This is a genomic window from Streptomyces sp. NPDC020379, assembly GCF_044387105.1.
In the GTDB taxonomy this organism is placed as follows: domain Bacteria; phylum Actinomycetota; class Actinomycetes; order Streptomycetales; family Streptomycetaceae; genus Streptomyces.
Map to the genome: position 1 here is coordinate 80,204 of NZ_JBIRVR010000008.1, position 15,570 is coordinate 95,773.

Consider the following 15,570-nt stretch of genomic DNA (forward strand, 5'->3'; position numbering starts at 1 on the left):
GCTGGGGGTCTCCCCCGGTTCCGGGCAGGGGCGGGGCTGGGGAAACAGCCCGCCGCAGGCGACCACGGAGGGTCATCCGCCCGGCGTCACCAGCCCCGCCTCGTACGCGAACACCGCCGCCTGCGTCCGGTCACGAAGACCGAGCTTCACCAGGATCCGGCTCACATGCGTCTTCACCGTGGACTCGGCCACGACCAGACCCGCCGCGATCTCGGAGTTGGAGCAGCCCTGGGCCACCAGGACCAGGACCTCCGTCTCCCGCTCGGTGAGGTCGCCGATCCGCTCCTGCGTGGGCACCTTCGGCGTGCCGAGCCGCGAGAACTCCTGGATGAGCCGTTTGGTGACCGTCGGGGCGAGGAGCGCCTCGCCGGATGCCACGATCCGCACGCCGTCCGCGAGCTGGCGGGCGGACGCGTCCTTGAGCAGGAAGCCGCTCGCCCCGGCCCGCAGCGCTTGGTAGACGTACTCGTCGAGGTCGAAGGTGGTCAGCACCAGCACCTTCGCGTCGGCGTCGGCCGCGACGATCTCCCGGGTCGCCTCCAGGCCGTTGAGGACGGGCATCCGGATGTCCATCAGGACGACGTCGGGGCGCAGCTCGGCGACCCGCTCCACGGCCTGCCTGCCGTCCAGCGCCTCACCGACGACCTCGATGTCGGGCTGGGCGTTCAGCAGGACGGAGAACCCCTCGCGGACCATCATCTGGTCGTCGACGATCAGCACGCGGATGGTCATGCGGCGGTCTCCCCCAGGGCCACGGGCAGGAACGCGACGACCTCGTAGCCGCCCTCCGGCGTGGCCTCCGCGGTCATCTCACCACCGAGCATCGTGACCCGCTCCCGCATGCCGAGCACGCCGTGCCCGGCGCCGGGCGAGGGCTTGGCCAGGCGGTCCGCCGGGCCGTTGGCGACGCGCAGGCCGAGCCCGCCGAGCACGTGACTGACCTCCACGCGGACGTGGGCGCCAGGCGCGTGCCGCAGCGCGTTGCTCAGCGCCTCCTGCACGATGCGGTAAGCCGACAGCTCCACGCCCTGCGGCAGCGGCCGCACGGCGCCCGTGGTGATGTGCTCGACGGCGGGCCCGGCCGCGCGGACGTTGTCGATCAGCGCGCCGATGTCGGCGAGGGTGGGCTGCGGCGCCTCGGGCCCGGCGAAGGCGTCGGGGTTCTCCGACCGTACGACGCCGAGGACGCGGCGCAGCTCGGTCAGGGCCGCCACGGCGTTCTCCCGGATCGTCTGGAAGGCGGCGGCGAGCTCCGGTGGGGTGTCCTGGACGCGGTACGGGGCGGCCTCGGCCTGGATCGCGACGACCGACATGTGGTGGGCGACGACGTCGTGCAGTTCGCGGGCGATCGTGGTGCGCTCCTCCAGGACCGTGCGCCGGGACCGCTCGACCTCGGTGACGGCCGCCTGCGCGGCGACCTGCTGCTTGGACTCGCGCAGGCCGCGTACGGCCAGGACGACGAAGAGCACGATCCCGGAGAGGGCCATCGTCTCGAACAGGTCGGAGACGAAAAGGCCGCCGCTGTACGGCCGGAAGGTCCTGACGAACAGCTCGACGAAGACCCCCAGCGCGCCCGTGAGCAGCCACATCTCGGCCGCCACGCGGGGCCGGGTCCGCAGGGCCACGAGCAGCATGACGCAGAGGTGGGAGAAGAAGCCGCCGGTGGACGAGGGCCCGAGGCCGTAGCCGCTCAGGAACACCCCCGGGAACACGAGCGCGCCCATCGACAGCCACCAGGCGCCGACGGGCCGGAAGAGCGTCGTGATGATCGGCACGCCGATGATCAGCGATGCGAACAGCCCGTAGACGCCGCCCCAGTGCGTGGCGGCCGCGGACATGACGACGAAGGCGAAGCCGGCGACGGCTGCGTGCGGGAACCACCGGGCGTAGCGCGCGGCGCGGTCCGGCACCCTGCGGACGAGCCAGTGGTCGGCGCGCAGCGGGGGCAGCGGCCGGAAGGCGAAGGCGTCGGTGAAGAGGTCCTCGCGAAGCCCGCCGATGGCGCTCTTCGCCAGGCGCGTCTCGCTGCGCAGACTGGGCTCATAGGTGTCGGTCACACCATCAAAGGTAGGCAAAGGCGCGGGTGTGCCGCGTCCGTACGAATGGGGATCTCCGGGGGTCCGTCTCAAGGACTACGCGCGGCTCCGCCTGGGGTGAAACCCGTGGCCGGGGGCTCGCGGCCCGGCCCGGTCAGGGCCCGTCGATCGCCGCGAGAACCTCGTCACACGCCGCCGCTCCCGGTGTCACCACCGCGTAGTGCCCGGCCCCCGGCAGGAGCCGGAGACCGACCGGGCCGCCCACCGCCGCCGCGTACCTCCGGGAGAAGTCCGCCGGCACCTCCTCGTCCGCCTCGCCGTGCACCAGCACCGTCGGCACCGGGGGCCGCCCGAGCCGCACCGGGTCCGCCTCCGGGCGGTCCTCGCCGCCCAGCAGTTCATCGGCCGCCCCACAGCTCAGGCGGAGGACTCGCGCCCGCCCGAGGTCCGTGACCGCCGCCACGGCGACGACACGGACCACCGTGCCCGGCGCCGTGCTCGCCGCCCACAGCGCGAGGTGGCCGCCTGCCGAGTGCCCGACGAGGACGTGCCGGCCGCCCGGCACATCGCGGGCGAGCACCGTGGACACGTCGTCGAAGGTCTCCGGCCAGCCGCCGCCCCCGCCCACCCGGCGGTACTCCGCGAGGGCGACCTCCGCCCCGCGCGCCGCCAGCGCCGCGGCCAGGGGCGCGAGGTGGCGCCGGTCGTACGCCTCCCGCCAGAAACCGCCGTGCAGGAGGGTCACGCGGGTGCCGGACGGCTCGGCCGGCCGGTAGAAGTCGATCACCTGGCTGGGGTGGTCGCCGTACGCGACGGTTTCGTCGGGCGGGACGTACTCCAGGGCCAGCAGCGCGTGCGCCTCGGCCGCCTCGGTCATGGGGCCGCCACCTCCGCCAGCACCCGCGCGGCGCGCTCGGCGTCCGCGAAGGACGTGTACAGCGGGGTGAAGCCGAAGCGCAGGACGTCCGGGGGCCGGAAGTCCCCGACGACTCCCCGGCGTATGAGCTCCTCCATCACCGCGCCGGCGCCGGAACAGCGCAGCGCCACCTGGCTGCCGCGCTCCGCGTGCGCGGCGGGCGTGACGCTCTCGACGCGGCCCTGGGTGACGTACTCCCCGACGCAGCGCAGGAAGAAGTCCGTCAGGGCGAGGCTCTTGGCCCGGACGTCCGCGAGCGCCACGCCGTCCCACACGTCGAGCGCGGTGTCGAGCGCGAGGAGGGAGAGGATCTCCGGCGTGCCGACCCGGCCGCGCGCCGCGCCCTCGGCGGGGGCGTAGGCGGGGGACATCGCGAAGGGGTCGGCGTGGGAATTCCAGCCGGGCAGCGGCGAGTCGAAGCGGGGCTGGAGCTCGCGGCGGACGTACAGACAAGCGGGCGAGCCGGGGCCGCCGTTGAGGTATTTGTATGTGCAGCCCACCGCGAAGTCCACGCCCCAGGCGTCGAGTTCGACCGGCACGGCGCCCGCGCTGTGGCACAGGTCCGCCACGAGGCGGGCCCCCGCCGCGTGCGCGGCGGCGGTCAGGGCGGGCAGGTCGTGAAGGCGGCCCGTGCGGTAGTCGACGTGATTGACCAGCACGGCGGCGGTGCGCGGCCCGGCCGCCTTGCCCAGCTCCGCCGTGGGCACGGCCCGGACGCGGCAGCCCGTCATCCGGGCGGCGGACTCCGCGACATAGCCGTCGGTGGGGAACGTGGCCGCGTCGACGAGCACTTCGTCACGGCCCGGCGCCTGCTCCCGGGCGATGCGGACGGCCGCCACGACCGCCTTGAAGACATTCACGCTCGTGGAGTCGCCGACCACGACCTGGCCGGGCGCGGCCCCGACGAGTGCGCCGATCCGGTCGCCGACCCGCTCGGGCGCGGACCACCAGCCGGACTCGGTCCAGGACCGGATCCCCAGCTGCCCCCACTCCCGCCCGATGACGTCCGCGATCCGGGCGGACACCGCGCCGGGCAGGGCGCCCAGGGAATTGCCGTCGAGATACACGACCTCGTCGACGAGCGCGAACTCGCTGCGCTTGGCGCGCAGTACATCTGCGGCGTCGAGCTCGGCGGCCTCCCGGCCGAGTGCTCCGCTCATGCCCGCTCCCTTCGCGTCAGACATGGCTGCGCGCCGTCCACAGCTCGGGGAAGACGTTCTTCGCGGCCCGCTTCTCCAGCCAGGCCACTCCCGAGGAGCCGCCCGTGCCGGCCTTCGCGCCCATCGCCCGGCGGGTGGCCACGAGATGGTCGTTGCGCCAGCGCCAGACCAGCTCGGCGACCTCGGTCAGGCTCTCGCCCAGACGGCACTCGTCGCCGTGCCGCGGGCCCTCGTAGATCCGCTGCCAGACCCGCTCGACACCCGGATCGGGGGCATACCGCTCGGAGACGTCACGGTCGAGCACGGACCGGGGTATCTCATGGCCGAGCCGAGCCAGATAGCGCAGCACCTCGTCGTACAGACTCGGCTCGTGCAGCGCCTTCTCCAGCTCCGCGCCGTCACGGGGGGCGCCGCGATAGGGCGTCAGCATGGCCGCGGACTTCTCGCCGAGCAGGAACTCCAGGCGGCGGTATGTGGCGGACTGGAACCCTGACGCGTCGCCGAGCGCGCCCCGGTACGCGTTGAATTGACCGGGCGTCAGGTGTGCGATGGGCTTCCAGGAGGCGTTGAGCGACTCCAGCTCGTAGGCCGACCTCTTGAGCGCGGCCAGGGCGGCCTCCAGGTCGTCCCGCCGGAGGGCGTGCCGGGCCGTGCGCCACTCGTGCACGAGGACGGTGAACCACAGCTCCATCACCTGGGTGGTGACCAGGAAGGCCATCTCCCCGGGGTCGTCGGAGAGCGGCTCCTGGAGCCTGCTGAGCACCGAGGCCCGGACATAGTCCTCGTACGGCGTGGTGCCCTCGAAGTCGAGATGCGGGGAGGCCGGACCGGCGGCCTCCGGGCTGGGCGGACAGGGTGACTGCGGCTGCGACATCGCGCTCTCCTCGGCATGACGTGCTCCCGGGTAGCGGTCCGCCCCTTCCCGTCGGCATCGGAGCCCCGGTCCCCTGCCACGCATCATCCGTCCCTGCCGCCGCCCGCGGCAAGGGCTGTGGATAACCCTGCGGACGACCCGCCGACCGGCTCGCTGCCCCCGCCGACCGGCCCGCCGACAGCCGGAACGCCCCGCGTGGAGCGGGGCGTTCCGGTCGGTTCCGCCTGGTGGCGCCAGGGGTGCGAAGGCGGCGCCGGATCAGCCCAGCGTGCTGGCGGCCGTCGGGGAGCTGTCGCGCAGGAACGCCGAGCAGCGCTCGTACTCCTCCTGCTCCCCGATCGCCTGCGCGGCCCGCGCGAGCGCGTGCAGGGCGCGCAGGAAGCCGCGGTTCGGCTCGTGCTCGAACGGCACCGGGCCGTGGCCCTTCCAGCCGCTGCGGCGCAGGGCGTCGAGCCCGCGGTGGTAGCCGGTGCGCGCGTAGGCGTAGGACTCGACGACCCGGCCACCCTCGAACGCCTCGTCGGCGAGCTGCGCCCACGCGAGCGAGGACGCCGGGTATTTGGCCGCCACCTCGGCCGGGGCGGCACCGGAGGCGAGCAGCTCGCGCGGCTCGGGGTCGTCGGGGAGGTGGGTCGGGGGCGGTCCCCCGAGCAGGTTCTCATGAATGGACATGGGCTCCAGTCTGCCTTGTCGCTGCGCTGGCTGGGCGGGTGTGGGTGGGTGCGGATTCGTTGCCTTGCGCGGGTTCCGTTGCCTCCCCAGACTCCGTCCTGGTGTGCCCCCAGCGGCGGGAGCGCCCTTCGGGCGGCGGCCTCAAGCGCCGGCCGGGCTTGGGTGGTGGTGGGTGCCGGGGGCGGGTCTTCCGGGCTGGGGACCTGGAACGCGGTGCGGTTGCCGTTTCTCGTGTTGAGTGCCGTGACGTCGCACCGCGTTCCAGAACCCCACCCTCCAGCCCCACCCCCTCTCACCGGAGGACGACAGCGGGTTGTGGGGGCACGCCCGTCTTTTCTCTTCAGCCCGTCCGGCGATTGAGGACAACGCGCGAAGCGTGTTGCTGGGGTCAGGGGCGCAGCCCCAGTTCCGGGGTGCGCCACCTTGCGGGGGTCTGGGGGCTTACCCCCCCCACGCGGCGGACCCGCACGTCAGACGCAGCCGGGAAGGGGCGGGCAGGGGAAAAGCCCGCCGCAGGCGCCCACCCCGCCCGCCGCGGTGGCCCACCCCGAAGATCTACTCCGCATCCCCCGGATCCAGCGGCGGCGCCGAAACCCCGCAGTGATACGCCGTCTCCGGCCGACACCGGCCGCCCGGAGACCGCACCGTCGACCAGCCGAGGAGCGCCCCCACCACGAGCGCCCCCGCGCACAGAAGCATCGAGCGGTGGAACGCCCCCGTGAACGCGCCGGGATCGCGGTACGTCTCCGGGCCCATGCCCGCGAGCAGCGGCAGCGCGGCCACGGCGATCAGGCCCGCCGCGCGGGCCGCCGCGTTGTTGATGCCGCTGGCGAGCCCCGCGCGGCCGACGTCCACGGAGGCCAGGACCGTCGAGGTGAGCGGGGCGACGAGCGCCACCATGCCCATGCCGAGCACGACGAGGGCGGGCAGGACGTCCCGCCAGTACACCGCGCCCGCTCCGACCCGGGTCATCAGCAGCATCCCCGCCGCGCACAGCAGCGGTCCGACCGTCAGCGGGATCCGCGGGCCGATGCCCTGCGCGACGCGGCCGGAGCGCGCGGACAGCAGCAGCATCAGCACCGTCGTGGGCAGCAGCGCGGTGCCCGCCTCCAGCGCCGACCAGCCGACCACGATCTGGAGCTGGAGCACCGACAGGAAGAAGAAGCCGCTGAAGGCGGCGTAGACGCAGACGGTGACGGCGTTGACCGAGGTGAACATCCGGTTCGCGAAGATCACGGGCGGCAGCATCGGCTCGGCCCGCCGCTTCTCCACCTGCCAGAACGCCACGCCCAGCAGCACCCCGCCGACCGCCGGCCCGATCACCCAGGGCGACGCGCCCTTTCCGGGGGCGGCGATCAGGGCGTACGTCACCGCGCCGAGCGCCAGCGCCCCCAGCGTCGCGCCCAGGACGTCGAACCGCCCGTGTGCCCTCGGGTCGCGGGTCTCCGGCACGTGCCGGAGGGCCACCGGCACGCACACGGCCGCCAGGGGCAGGTTGATCAGGAACACCCAGCGCCAGCCCGGCCCGTCCACCAGCCAGCCGCCCACGAAGGGCCCGACCGCCGACGCCACCCCGCCGAGCCCGGACCACGCCCCCACCGCCCCGGCCCGGTCGTCCGGGTGGAAGACCGCCTGGATCAGGGCGAGCGAACCGGGCGTGAGCAGCGCCCCGCCGATGCCCTGCAACGCCCGCGCGGCGATGAGCACCCCGGCGTCCGGCGCCATCCCGCACAGCAGCGACGCGAGCGCGAACCACACGACGCCCACCACGAACACCCGCCGCCGCCCGAACCGGTCCCCCAGCGCCCCGCCCAGCAGGATCAGCCCGGCGAGGGTGAGCATGTACGCGTTGACGGTCCACTGGAGCACGGCCAGGTCGGCGTTGAGGTCGGCGCCGATGTGAGGCAGCGCCACATTGACGACCGTGCTGTCGAGCATCGCCATCCCGGAGCCGAGCACGGCCGTCAGCAGCACGGCCCGCCCGGTGCCCGTGCCCAGCCGGACGCCGCCGGGCTCCTTCGACGACGGCCGCGTGCCGGAGGGATTCACCGCACCGGGCGCCTCCCGCGAAGGGTCGCTCATACCGCAAATCATCCCCGTGCGGCGCGTGGCCGGCCAGCGCAACAGCCGAAAGGGCCCGGCCCCCACCGCACGAGTGGAGGCCGGGCCCTTGAGCGCGGTGCGGGTTACTTCAGCTTCGTGCCCGTGGCGCGCAGGTCCGCGCACGCCTTGGTGACGCGCTGGGCCATGCCCGCCTCGGCCAGCTTGCCCCAGGTGCGCGGGTCGTACGTCTTCTTCTCGCCGACCTCGCCGTCGACCTTCAGGACGCCGTCGTAGTTCTTGAACATGTGGGCCGCGACCGGACGGGTGAAGGCGTACTGCGTGTCCGTGTCGAGGTTCATCTTCACGACGCCGTTCTCCAGCGCGGTGCGGATCTCCTGCTCCGTGGAGCCGGAACCACCGTGGAAGACGAAGTCGAAGGGGCTGGCCTTGCCGTACTTGGCGGCCACACCCTCCTGGAGGTCCTTCAGCAGCTCGGGGCGGAGGACGACGTTGCCCGGCTTGTAGACGCCGTGGACGTTGCCGAAGGAGGCGGCCAGCAGGTAGCGGCCCTTCTCGCCCAGGCCCAGGGCCTCGGCGGTGCGCAGCGCGTCGTCGACGGTGGTGTACAGCTCGTCGTTGATCTCGTGGCTGACGCCGTCCTCCTCGCCACCGGTCGGGGTGATCTCGACCTCAAGGATGATCTTGGCGGCGGCGGCCTTGGCCAGCAGCTCCTGGCCGATGGCCAGGTTGTCGGCGAGGGACTCGGCGGAACCGTCCCACATGTGCGACTGGAACAGCGGGTTCTGGCCGGCCGCGACGCGCTCGGCGGAGATGTCCAGCAGCGGGCGGACATAGCCGTCCAGCTTGTCCTTCGGGCAGTGGTCGGTGTGCAGCGCGATGTTCACCGGGTACTTCTTGGCGACGACGTGCGCGAACTCGGCGAGCGCGACGGCGCCCGAGACCATGTCCTTGCTGTACTGGCCGCCCAGGAACTCCGCACCACCGGTGGAGATCTGGATGATGCCGTCGCTCTCCGCCTCGGCGAAACCGCGCAGCGCGGCGTGCAGCGTCTGCGTCGAGGTCACATTGATGGCCGGGTAGGCGAACTTGCCTGCCTTCGCCCGGTCGAGCATCTCGTTGTAGACCTCGGGGGTTGCGATGGGCATCTGTCCGCTCCTTGTGATGTGCGGGTGGGCGAGGGGGCCCTGACCTAGGGGGCGACGTTCATCGTCGCTCCCATCTTCCCAGACTCGCCGAATTGCTCCACATGGGTCCTCGGCCGGGGAAGCCCGAAGGGCGGGCTGGTTTCACGTGAAACCCGCCCGCCCTTCGGGGACGCTTTGACAAAACCGCAGGTCAGGACAGACCGAGGTCGCCCAGGGAGTAGCCCGTCACATAGCGCAGGCCCACGCTCTCGATGGCGGAAGCGGCACCGCGGTCGACGATCGTCGCCACGGCGACGACCTCCGCGCCCGCCTCGCGCGCCGCCTCGACGGCGGTCAGCGGCGAGCCGCCGGTGGTCGAGGTGTCCTCGACCACCAGGACGCGGCGGCCCTTGATGTCCGGGCCCTCGATGCGACGCTGCATGCCGTGCGTCTTCTGCGCCTTGCGCACGACGAACGCGTCGAGCTTGCGGCCACGCGCGGCGGCGGCGTGCAGCATCGAGGTGGCGACCGGGTCGGCGCCGAGGGTGAGGCCGCCGACGGCGTCGTACTCCAGGTCGGCCGTGGCATCCAGCATCACCTGGCCGACCAGGGGAGCCGCCTCGGCGTCCAGGGTGATCCGGCGCAGGTCGATGTAGTAGTCGGCCTCCTTGCCGGAGGAGAGGGTCACCTTGCCGTGGACCACGGCCTTGTCCTTGATCTGCTGCAGCAGGGCGTCACGCGCTTCGCTCATACCGACGAGCTTAGGCCGTGTCCGGCGGACCTCGTCCCGGTGCGGGCCGTCCGCCGTCCGCGGCCGGAACGCCCTGCGGGCGCGTCCTCGAGCGGCGGACGGGCTTGATGTGGCTGACCTGGGTGCGTATTCCCGCGGTTCCGCCGGACACGGATCATGCCAGCGTCCGCCACGTCCATGTCGTGGAGATCTCCAGGGGGTCGATCGGAGTGACGAGGCGCGGCAGGGTGTTGAGGCCGTTCGGGGGGCCGGACTGCGGTTCGACGCAGACCGCCTCCTTCTCCTCGTCGTAGATCACGACCCACTCGGCCCGGCTGGCCACCTTCAGCTCCAGCAGACCGGGCCAGGTGAGGGTGACGTCCACGCCGTCCGGCATGCCGAAGCAGTCGTCCCAGGGGCCGGGCTTCGGCGCGATGCGGCGGCCCGTCGGCAGATGGTCGTCGCCACGCTCCTCCTGCCACTCCGCGTCGAACGCGAGCTCCGCCGCACCGCCGGAGCCGAGGTCGCGCAGGAACCACGGGTGCCAGCCGGCCTGCGCCGGAAAGGAGTTGTCGTACGTCTCGACGCCCATGGTCAGCGTGAGGGAGTCCGCCGCCAGCTCCACCAGCTGGGTGACCCGGCCGGAGTACGGCCACGGCTCGGCGAGGTCGTATGTGAACGCGGCGGAGGTGTCGTCCGCGCGCACCGTGCTCCAGGCGGTGTCGCGGCCGGTGCCATGGATCGCGTGCGGGGGATGGTTGACGGGCATCTGGTGGCGCTCGCCGCCGTTGCGGAACTGCCCCAGCTCGATGCGGCCGCACCAGGGGACCATGGGGAAGGCGCCGTATTTGGCACCCTGCCGCAGGAGTTCGGTGCCGCGGATACGCAGGCTGGTGAGCCTGCACCCGTTCCGGGGGTCCACGGTCAGCTCGGCGTCGCCCGCCTTCAGGTGGACCTGATTCGTCTTGTCGGTGCTCACGATGCGACCTTATGGGCCGGACACCGGGATTCGGGGCGCCGCCCCGAACCCGGACCCTCGATCGCCGGTCCGGGCTCTCCGCCGGGCAGCCCGGCTCCGGGCCGCGCGGCTCAGCGCCTGCGGCGGAGCGCCCGGCTCACCACGACCGCCGAGGCCAGGGCCACCGCCGCCGCGGGCGCCGCCCAGCGCAGCGCGGCCGCCGTCGCCGAGGCCGCCTCCGGGGCCGGGACGGGCGCGTAACGGCCGCGCGGCGGCGCGTGGTCGACCTCTTCCGCGCTGCGCCCGATCATCGTGCGGCGCGCGTGCGCGGCCTCCGCGGGCGGCTCGTCGTCGACGTCGTCCTCGTCGTCCTCGTCGTCCTCGTCGAGTTCGTCGTCCGCCGAAGAATCGAGGGACGGCGGCGGGACCTCCGTGTCGAAGACGCTGCCGCCCTCCAGCCGGGGGCCCTCGCCCGCGGCGCCCGCCTCCTCCTCCGCGTCCTCCCGCAGCTCCTCCACGAGCGCGGCGGCGAAACGGTCGAGCAGGCGGCGGGCCGTGGCCTCCACGGCCTTCTCGTCGAACTCCGCCAGCCGGCCGGTGCTGCCGACCGTTCCCGTGCAGGTCAGCCGGGAGCCCTCGGCGGTGGGCGCCAGCACGCCGCGCAGCGCGAGCGTCACCGTCCCGGAGCCGCGCACCTCGCTGCCCTCGCCCGACAGCTCGTAGGAGCCGTCGCGCTCGGTCAGGTGCAGCGAGCCCCGGTAGGTGATGGTCGAGCCACCTATGCGCAGTCGGAGGCGTCCGGCCACGAGCGCGCCGGAGGCATCCGCGACGTCCTGCTGGAGGCCGGGGACGCAGCGCACCACGCGGGCGGGGTCGGCGAGGACCCGGCGGACGGAGTCGACGGAAAACGGAACGAACACCTCATGCTCCATAGCAAGCGAGCCTACCCATCAGGCCCCTCACCAGTGCCTCTCAGGCCGAACTTTCCGTCGCGCCCCGCCCGCGGAACCCCGAAGGGCGAATGTCAGTCGCCGACCGTGAAGCGCTCGCCCACGTGCTTCGGACGCTCGATCTCGTCCACGAGCGCGACCGCGTAGTCCTCGGCGGAGATGCGGCTCTTGCCGTCGGCACCGATGACGAGGTCCTCCAGGGCCGTGCGGTACGTGCCCGTGCGCTCGCCCGGCTCGATCGTCCCGGCGGGGCTGATGTTGGTCCAGCGGACGTCGTCGACGGTGCGGTAGTAGTCCAGCGCGTCACCGTGCGCGTGCATGATCTGGAGCAGGAACTCGGGGAGCCCCTCGGTGTCCCAGACCTGCTTGCCCTCGGGCGTGCGCAGCGAACCGGCGCCGCCGACCGCGATGATGCGCGGGGCGGCGTCACCGAGCGTACGGACGCCCGCCACCAGCGACTTGGCCGCCGGCTCGATGGTCGCGATGTGGCCGGGTCCGTCGCCGCCGCCGACCGCGCTGACGACGACCTCCTGGCCCTCGGCGACGGCGGCCACCGACTTCGGGTCGAGGACGTCACCGGTGACGACGGTCAGGCCGGGCGCCTCGGAGAGCTTCGCGGGGTCACGGACGACGGCGGTGACCTGGTGACCGCGGTCGAGCGCCTCGCGCAGGACGCGGCTGCCGATGGTGCCGTTGGCGCCGAAGAGAGCGATCTTTGCCATGGGGGGCTCCTCAGGGAGAGAAAGGATGGGAAAAGGAGGGGAAGGGGGAGAGGGAGTCAGTGCTGGTCGAGGGCCCGGGTGAGGGCCGCCGCGGACGAGGTCGGCCCGCCGAGGCGCCGTACGCCGCCGGGGGTGTGCAGCAGCAGCGTGGGGAAGCTGTCGACGCCCAGGCGGCGCACCTCGCGGAAGTCCGCCTCCGCCTCGCGGCGGGCGTCCGGGTCCGCGGCGGCGGCCACGACGGCCTCGCCGTCGACGCCGTCGAGCCCGGCGGCGACCACGCGCAGGGTGTCCGGGTCGGAGAGGCTCAGCCCGTCGACGTACCAGGCTCGTTGCAGAGCACCGGCGAACTCCAGTGTCCTCTCGGGCGCCTGTCGGCGCAGCGCGACCAGGGCCGTCGCGGCGTCGGCCGAGTCGAGCACGGCGGTGCCGTCGGCGAACGCCTTGGCGTAGCCGGGGCCGAAGACGGCGCCGGTCAGCTCGCCGATGCGGGCGTCGGCCTGCGGGATGTAGGAGTACGCGGAGACGGGCTGCGCCCGGGGGCCGGTGAAGAGGCCGCCGCTGCGCACGGTCAGCTCGACGCGCCCGGCGTTCGCCGCGGCGAATTCCCGGACGGCGGGTCCGAAGCCGTAGCACCAGCCGCAGTAGGCGTCGAATGCGTAAGTGAGCTTGTGCCGTGCCATGTCTTTCCCTGAAACGGGCAGCCTGTCCCGGCCGGGACGACTGCTGTGGGCCACGCACTCCTTGTGGTGCGTTACGACCAAGCTATGGCCGTTTCCAGGGGCCGACCAGGTACGCTCAGGTCTCCTCATGGTGAAAAAGCGACATGCCCGCCAGGAAGAGATCGTCGAGCTCACCTACCGGGCCCCGCCGGGCACGCCCGAGGGGGTCGAGGTGATGACGCTCGCCCAGCTGCGCGCCCGCTCGCCCGAGGGCCTGCTCGCCAAGCCGCAGCGGCTGGACTTCCACCAGATCATCGCCGTCCGCTCCGGGGCCGCGGGACACACCGTCGACTTCACCGGTTACTCCCTGGAGGAGGGGTCGGTGCTGTGGGTGCGGCCCGGACAGGTGCAGCAGTACGGCGCGGTGGAGGGCATCGACGGCGCGGTCGTCCTGGTGCAGCCCGGCTTCCTCTCCCCCGGCACGGCCGTCGCGGCGGTGGCCGACGATCCCTTCCGGCCGGTGCTGTGGCAGCCGGTCGGGCAGGACCGGGAGGCCGTCTTCTGCGCGGTGCACCACCTGGAGGCCGATTTCCGCACCAGTCGCGGACTGCCCGCCGATGTGCACTCCGCCGTGCTTCGGCACCTGCTGTCCGTGCTGGTGCTGCGCCTCGCGCACCTCACGGCCCCGGTCGGCAGCAGCGTGCCCGCGCCGGGGGACGCCTTCGTGCGCTTCCGGGCGGCCGTCGAGCGGGACTTCGCGACCAGCCACCGGGTCGCCGACTACGCCCGCACGCTCGGCTACTCCCCTCGCACCCTCTCGCGCGCGGCCCTCACGGGCGCGGGGGTGGGCGCCAAGGAGTTCATCGACCGCCGGGTGATGCTGGAGGCCAAGCGGCTGCTCGCACACAGCGAGCTGCCCGCCGCCCGGATCGCCGAGCGGATCGGCTTCGACGACGCGGCGAACTTCTCCAAGTTCTTCCACCATCGCGCCGGTTGCTCCCCGGGCGCCTTCCGCGCCACGTTCCGCCGGCAGCCGGACGTCACTCCCCATAGCGCGGGTGCATGAGGGTCGACGGCAGCAGCCCGGGCTCACGGCTGCGCTCGGCGGCGCGGGCGGCCGCGGCCAGCTCGCCGGGCGTCAGTGACTGCAAGCAGGGGCGCACCGGCGGGAGTTGCAGGGATATGGACTCCCGGGACGCGAGGACGAAGCTCCAGTCGTCCCCCTCCCCCGCGCGCTCGACGGCCCGCCGCCCGGCCGTGCGCTCGGGCCCGCCGGGCGCGCTACCCACCCGGTAGGCCCGGGTGCGCAGGCCCAGCGAGCGGATCGTGGCCTCCACCGTCCAGAAGACGCGCGGGCGGGCGTCGACCGTGCCGGCGTGCACGGCGAGCCGCCCACCGGGCGCCAGGCGGCGCTCCGCCAGGCCGTAGAACTCCTGCGAATACAGCTTGGTGCTGGGGGTGATGCCCGGGTCGGGCAGATCGCAGATCACCACGTCGTACGGAGGGCCGTCGGCGGGGCGGCCGCGCAGCCAGTCGAAGGCGTCGCCGACGACCGTGCGCACCCGCGGATCCCGGAAGGCGTCGTGGTTGAGCGCGGTCAGATCGCGGTCGGTGCGGGCCAACCGCAGCAGGGCCCGGTCGAGTTCGACGACGGTGACCGAGGCGACGTCCCCGTAGCGCAGCACTTCGCGCAGGGCGAGGCCGTCGCCACCGCCGAGCACCAGGACCCTGCGGTGCGGCCCGGACATCGCGGGGTGGACCAGCGCCTCGTGATAGCGGAACTCGTCGTCCCCGCTGACCTTCAGCCGTCCGTCGAGGAAGATCGAGAGCGGCTTCCCGCTGCCGCCTCCGCCGGTGAGCACGACCTCCTGCACATCCGACTGCACGGCCACCCGCACATCCGAGCCGTAGACCGCCTGGCGCGCGGCCCGCTCGAAGGGGCCGGTGAGGACCGTGCCCGCGGCCAGCAGCGCCAGCACCAGCGCGTTGGCGGCGAGGAGCGCCCAGCGCGAGCGCACGCTCAGATCGCCGCGGAAGAGCCAGAGCACCAGCGCCCCGCCCGCCGCCGCGTTGACCGCGCCGGTGAACAGCGCGCCCGTCAACTGCCCGAGCACGGGCAGCAGCAGAAAGGGGAAGGCGAGCCCGCCGACCAGGGCGCCCACATAGTCGGCGGCGAAGAGGTCGGCGACCGCGCCGCCCGCGTCCTGCCGCCGGATGCGCTGGATGAGGGTCATCAGCAGCGGCACCTCGGCACCGATCAGCACCCCGATGGTCAGGGAGAACGCCACCAGGGCCGGCCGTGCCTGGCCGAACCAGGCGAAGCAGGCGTAGAGCGCCATGGCCGACAGGCCGCCGGCCAGCGCCAGCACCGCCTCGACGGCGGCGAACCCCAGGGCCGCCCTGGCTCTCAGCCTCTTGGCGAGCAGCGAGCCGATGCCCATCGCGAAGACCATCACCGACAGCACGACCGACGCCTGGGTGACGGAATCGCCGATCAGATACGAGGCCAGGGCGACCAGCTCCAGCTCGTACACCAGCCCGCAGGCGGCGCAGATGAAGACGGTGGTCAGGACCACCAAGCGGCCGAGCCCGGCCGGTACGGGCAGCCGCGCCGGTGCCGGGCGGTAGATCATGATGGGAACGCTACGTCACGATCCGACAACCTTTTGTCACCCACAAGGGTTTATTACAGGTGTTCCATGGCG

15 protein-coding genes are annotated in these 15,570 nt (G+C 73.2%); 1 reads left to right on the top strand and 14 read right to left on the bottom strand.

The features are described 5' to 3' along the window. Window positions 1-72: 72 nt before the first annotated feature. The 13 genes from ACH427_RS13110 to ACH427_RS13170 all read right to left on the bottom strand — a co-directional run bounded on the left by ACH427_RS13110 (window position 73) and on the right by ACH427_RS13170 (window position 12,886). On the bottom strand, window positions 73-732 hold the full coding sequence (locus ACH427_RS13110; RefSeq protein ID WP_398869525.1) for a response regulator: 660 nt from the start codon (window positions 730-732) through the stop codon (window positions 73-75). Next, window positions 729-2,057, bottom strand: coding sequence for a sensor histidine kinase (locus ACH427_RS13115; protein WP_398869526.1), 1,329 nt, complete (start codon window positions 2,055-2,057; stop codon window positions 729-731). Before ACH427_RS13115 ends, ACH427_RS13110 begins: the two co-directional genes overlap by 4 nt. A 133-nt stretch (window positions 2,058-2,190) precedes the next feature. Next, a complete protein-coding gene (locus ACH427_RS13120) occupies window positions 2,191-2,913 on the bottom strand; it encodes an alpha/beta hydrolase (protein ID WP_398869527.1) in 723 nt (240 codons plus the stop codon). Next, on the bottom strand, window positions 2,910-4,136 hold the full coding sequence (gene kynU, locus ACH427_RS13125) for a kynureninase (protein WP_398869528.1): 1,227 nt from the start codon (window positions 4,134-4,136) through the stop codon (window positions 2,910-2,912). The genes ACH427_RS13120 and kynU overlap by 4 nt, the downstream gene beginning before the upstream one ends. Continuing rightward, window positions 4,129-4,986, bottom strand: coding sequence for a tryptophan 2,3-dioxygenase family protein (locus ACH427_RS13130; RefSeq protein WP_398869529.1), 858 nt, complete (start codon window positions 4,984-4,986; stop codon window positions 4,129-4,131). Before ACH427_RS13130 ends, kynU begins: the two co-directional genes overlap by 8 nt. 258 nt (window positions 4,987-5,244) lie before the next feature. Next, window positions 5,245-5,658, bottom strand: a complete 414-nt coding sequence (locus tag ACH427_RS13135; RefSeq protein ID WP_398869530.1) for a DUF3151 domain-containing protein — start codon at window positions 5,656-5,658, stop codon at window positions 5,245-5,247. 555 nt (window positions 5,659-6,213) lie between these two features. Then, on the bottom strand, window positions 6,214-7,740 hold the full coding sequence (locus tag ACH427_RS13140; RefSeq protein ID WP_398869531.1) for a DHA2 family efflux MFS transporter permease subunit: 1,527 nt from the start codon (window positions 7,738-7,740) through the stop codon (window positions 6,214-6,216). A 104-nt stretch (window positions 7,741-7,844) separates the two neighbouring features. Next, a complete protein-coding gene (fbaA, locus tag ACH427_RS13145) occupies window positions 7,845-8,867 on the bottom strand; it encodes a class II fructose-bisphosphate aldolase (RefSeq protein WP_398869532.1) in 1,023 nt (340 codons plus the stop codon). Window positions 8,868-9,057: 190 nt separating this feature from the next. Continuing rightward, window positions 9,058-9,597, bottom strand: coding sequence for an orotate phosphoribosyltransferase (pyrE, locus tag ACH427_RS13150; protein WP_398869533.1), 540 nt, complete (start codon window positions 9,595-9,597; stop codon window positions 9,058-9,060). 154 nt (window positions 9,598-9,751) lie between these two features. Further along, window positions 9,752-10,555: an aldose 1-epimerase gene (locus ACH427_RS13155; protein WP_398869534.1), complete on the bottom strand. Its 804-nt coding sequence runs from the start codon at window positions 10,553-10,555 to the stop codon at window positions 9,752-9,754. A gap of 110 nt (window positions 10,556-10,665) precedes the next feature. Further along, the gene (locus ACH427_RS13160; RefSeq protein WP_398869535.1) at window positions 10,666-11,466 is read right to left on the bottom strand and encodes an SRPBCC domain-containing protein; all 801 of its coding nucleotides are present in this window, start codon (window positions 11,464-11,466) and stop codon (window positions 10,666-10,668) included. Between the two features lie 92 nt (window positions 11,467-11,558). Continuing rightward, window positions 11,559-12,206 (bottom strand): NAD(P)-dependent oxidoreductase, encoded by a 648-nt coding sequence (locus tag ACH427_RS13165; RefSeq protein WP_398869536.1) that lies wholly within the window; start codon window positions 12,204-12,206, stop codon window positions 11,559-11,561. A gap of 56 nt (window positions 12,207-12,262) precedes the next feature. Further along, window positions 12,263-12,886: a DsbA family protein gene (locus ACH427_RS13170; protein WP_398869537.1), complete on the bottom strand. Its 624-nt coding sequence runs from the start codon at window positions 12,884-12,886 to the stop codon at window positions 12,263-12,265. Between the two features lie 127 nt (window positions 12,887-13,013). Here ACH427_RS13170 and ACH427_RS13175 point away from each other — a divergent pair, with 127 nt between their 5' ends. After that, on the top strand, window positions 13,014-13,931 hold the full coding sequence (locus ACH427_RS13175) for a helix-turn-helix domain-containing protein (protein ID WP_398869539.1): 918 nt from the start codon (window positions 13,014-13,016) through the stop codon (window positions 13,929-13,931). On the opposite strand, the gene ACH427_RS13180 is transcribed toward ACH427_RS13175, so the two are convergent. Then, window positions 13,906-15,498 (bottom strand): polyamine aminopropyltransferase, encoded by a 1,593-nt coding sequence (locus ACH427_RS13180; protein ID WP_398869540.1) that lies wholly within the window; start codon window positions 15,496-15,498, stop codon window positions 13,906-13,908. The genes ACH427_RS13175 and ACH427_RS13180 overlap by 26 nt on opposite strands. Window positions 15,499-15,570 lie beyond the last annotated feature (72 nt).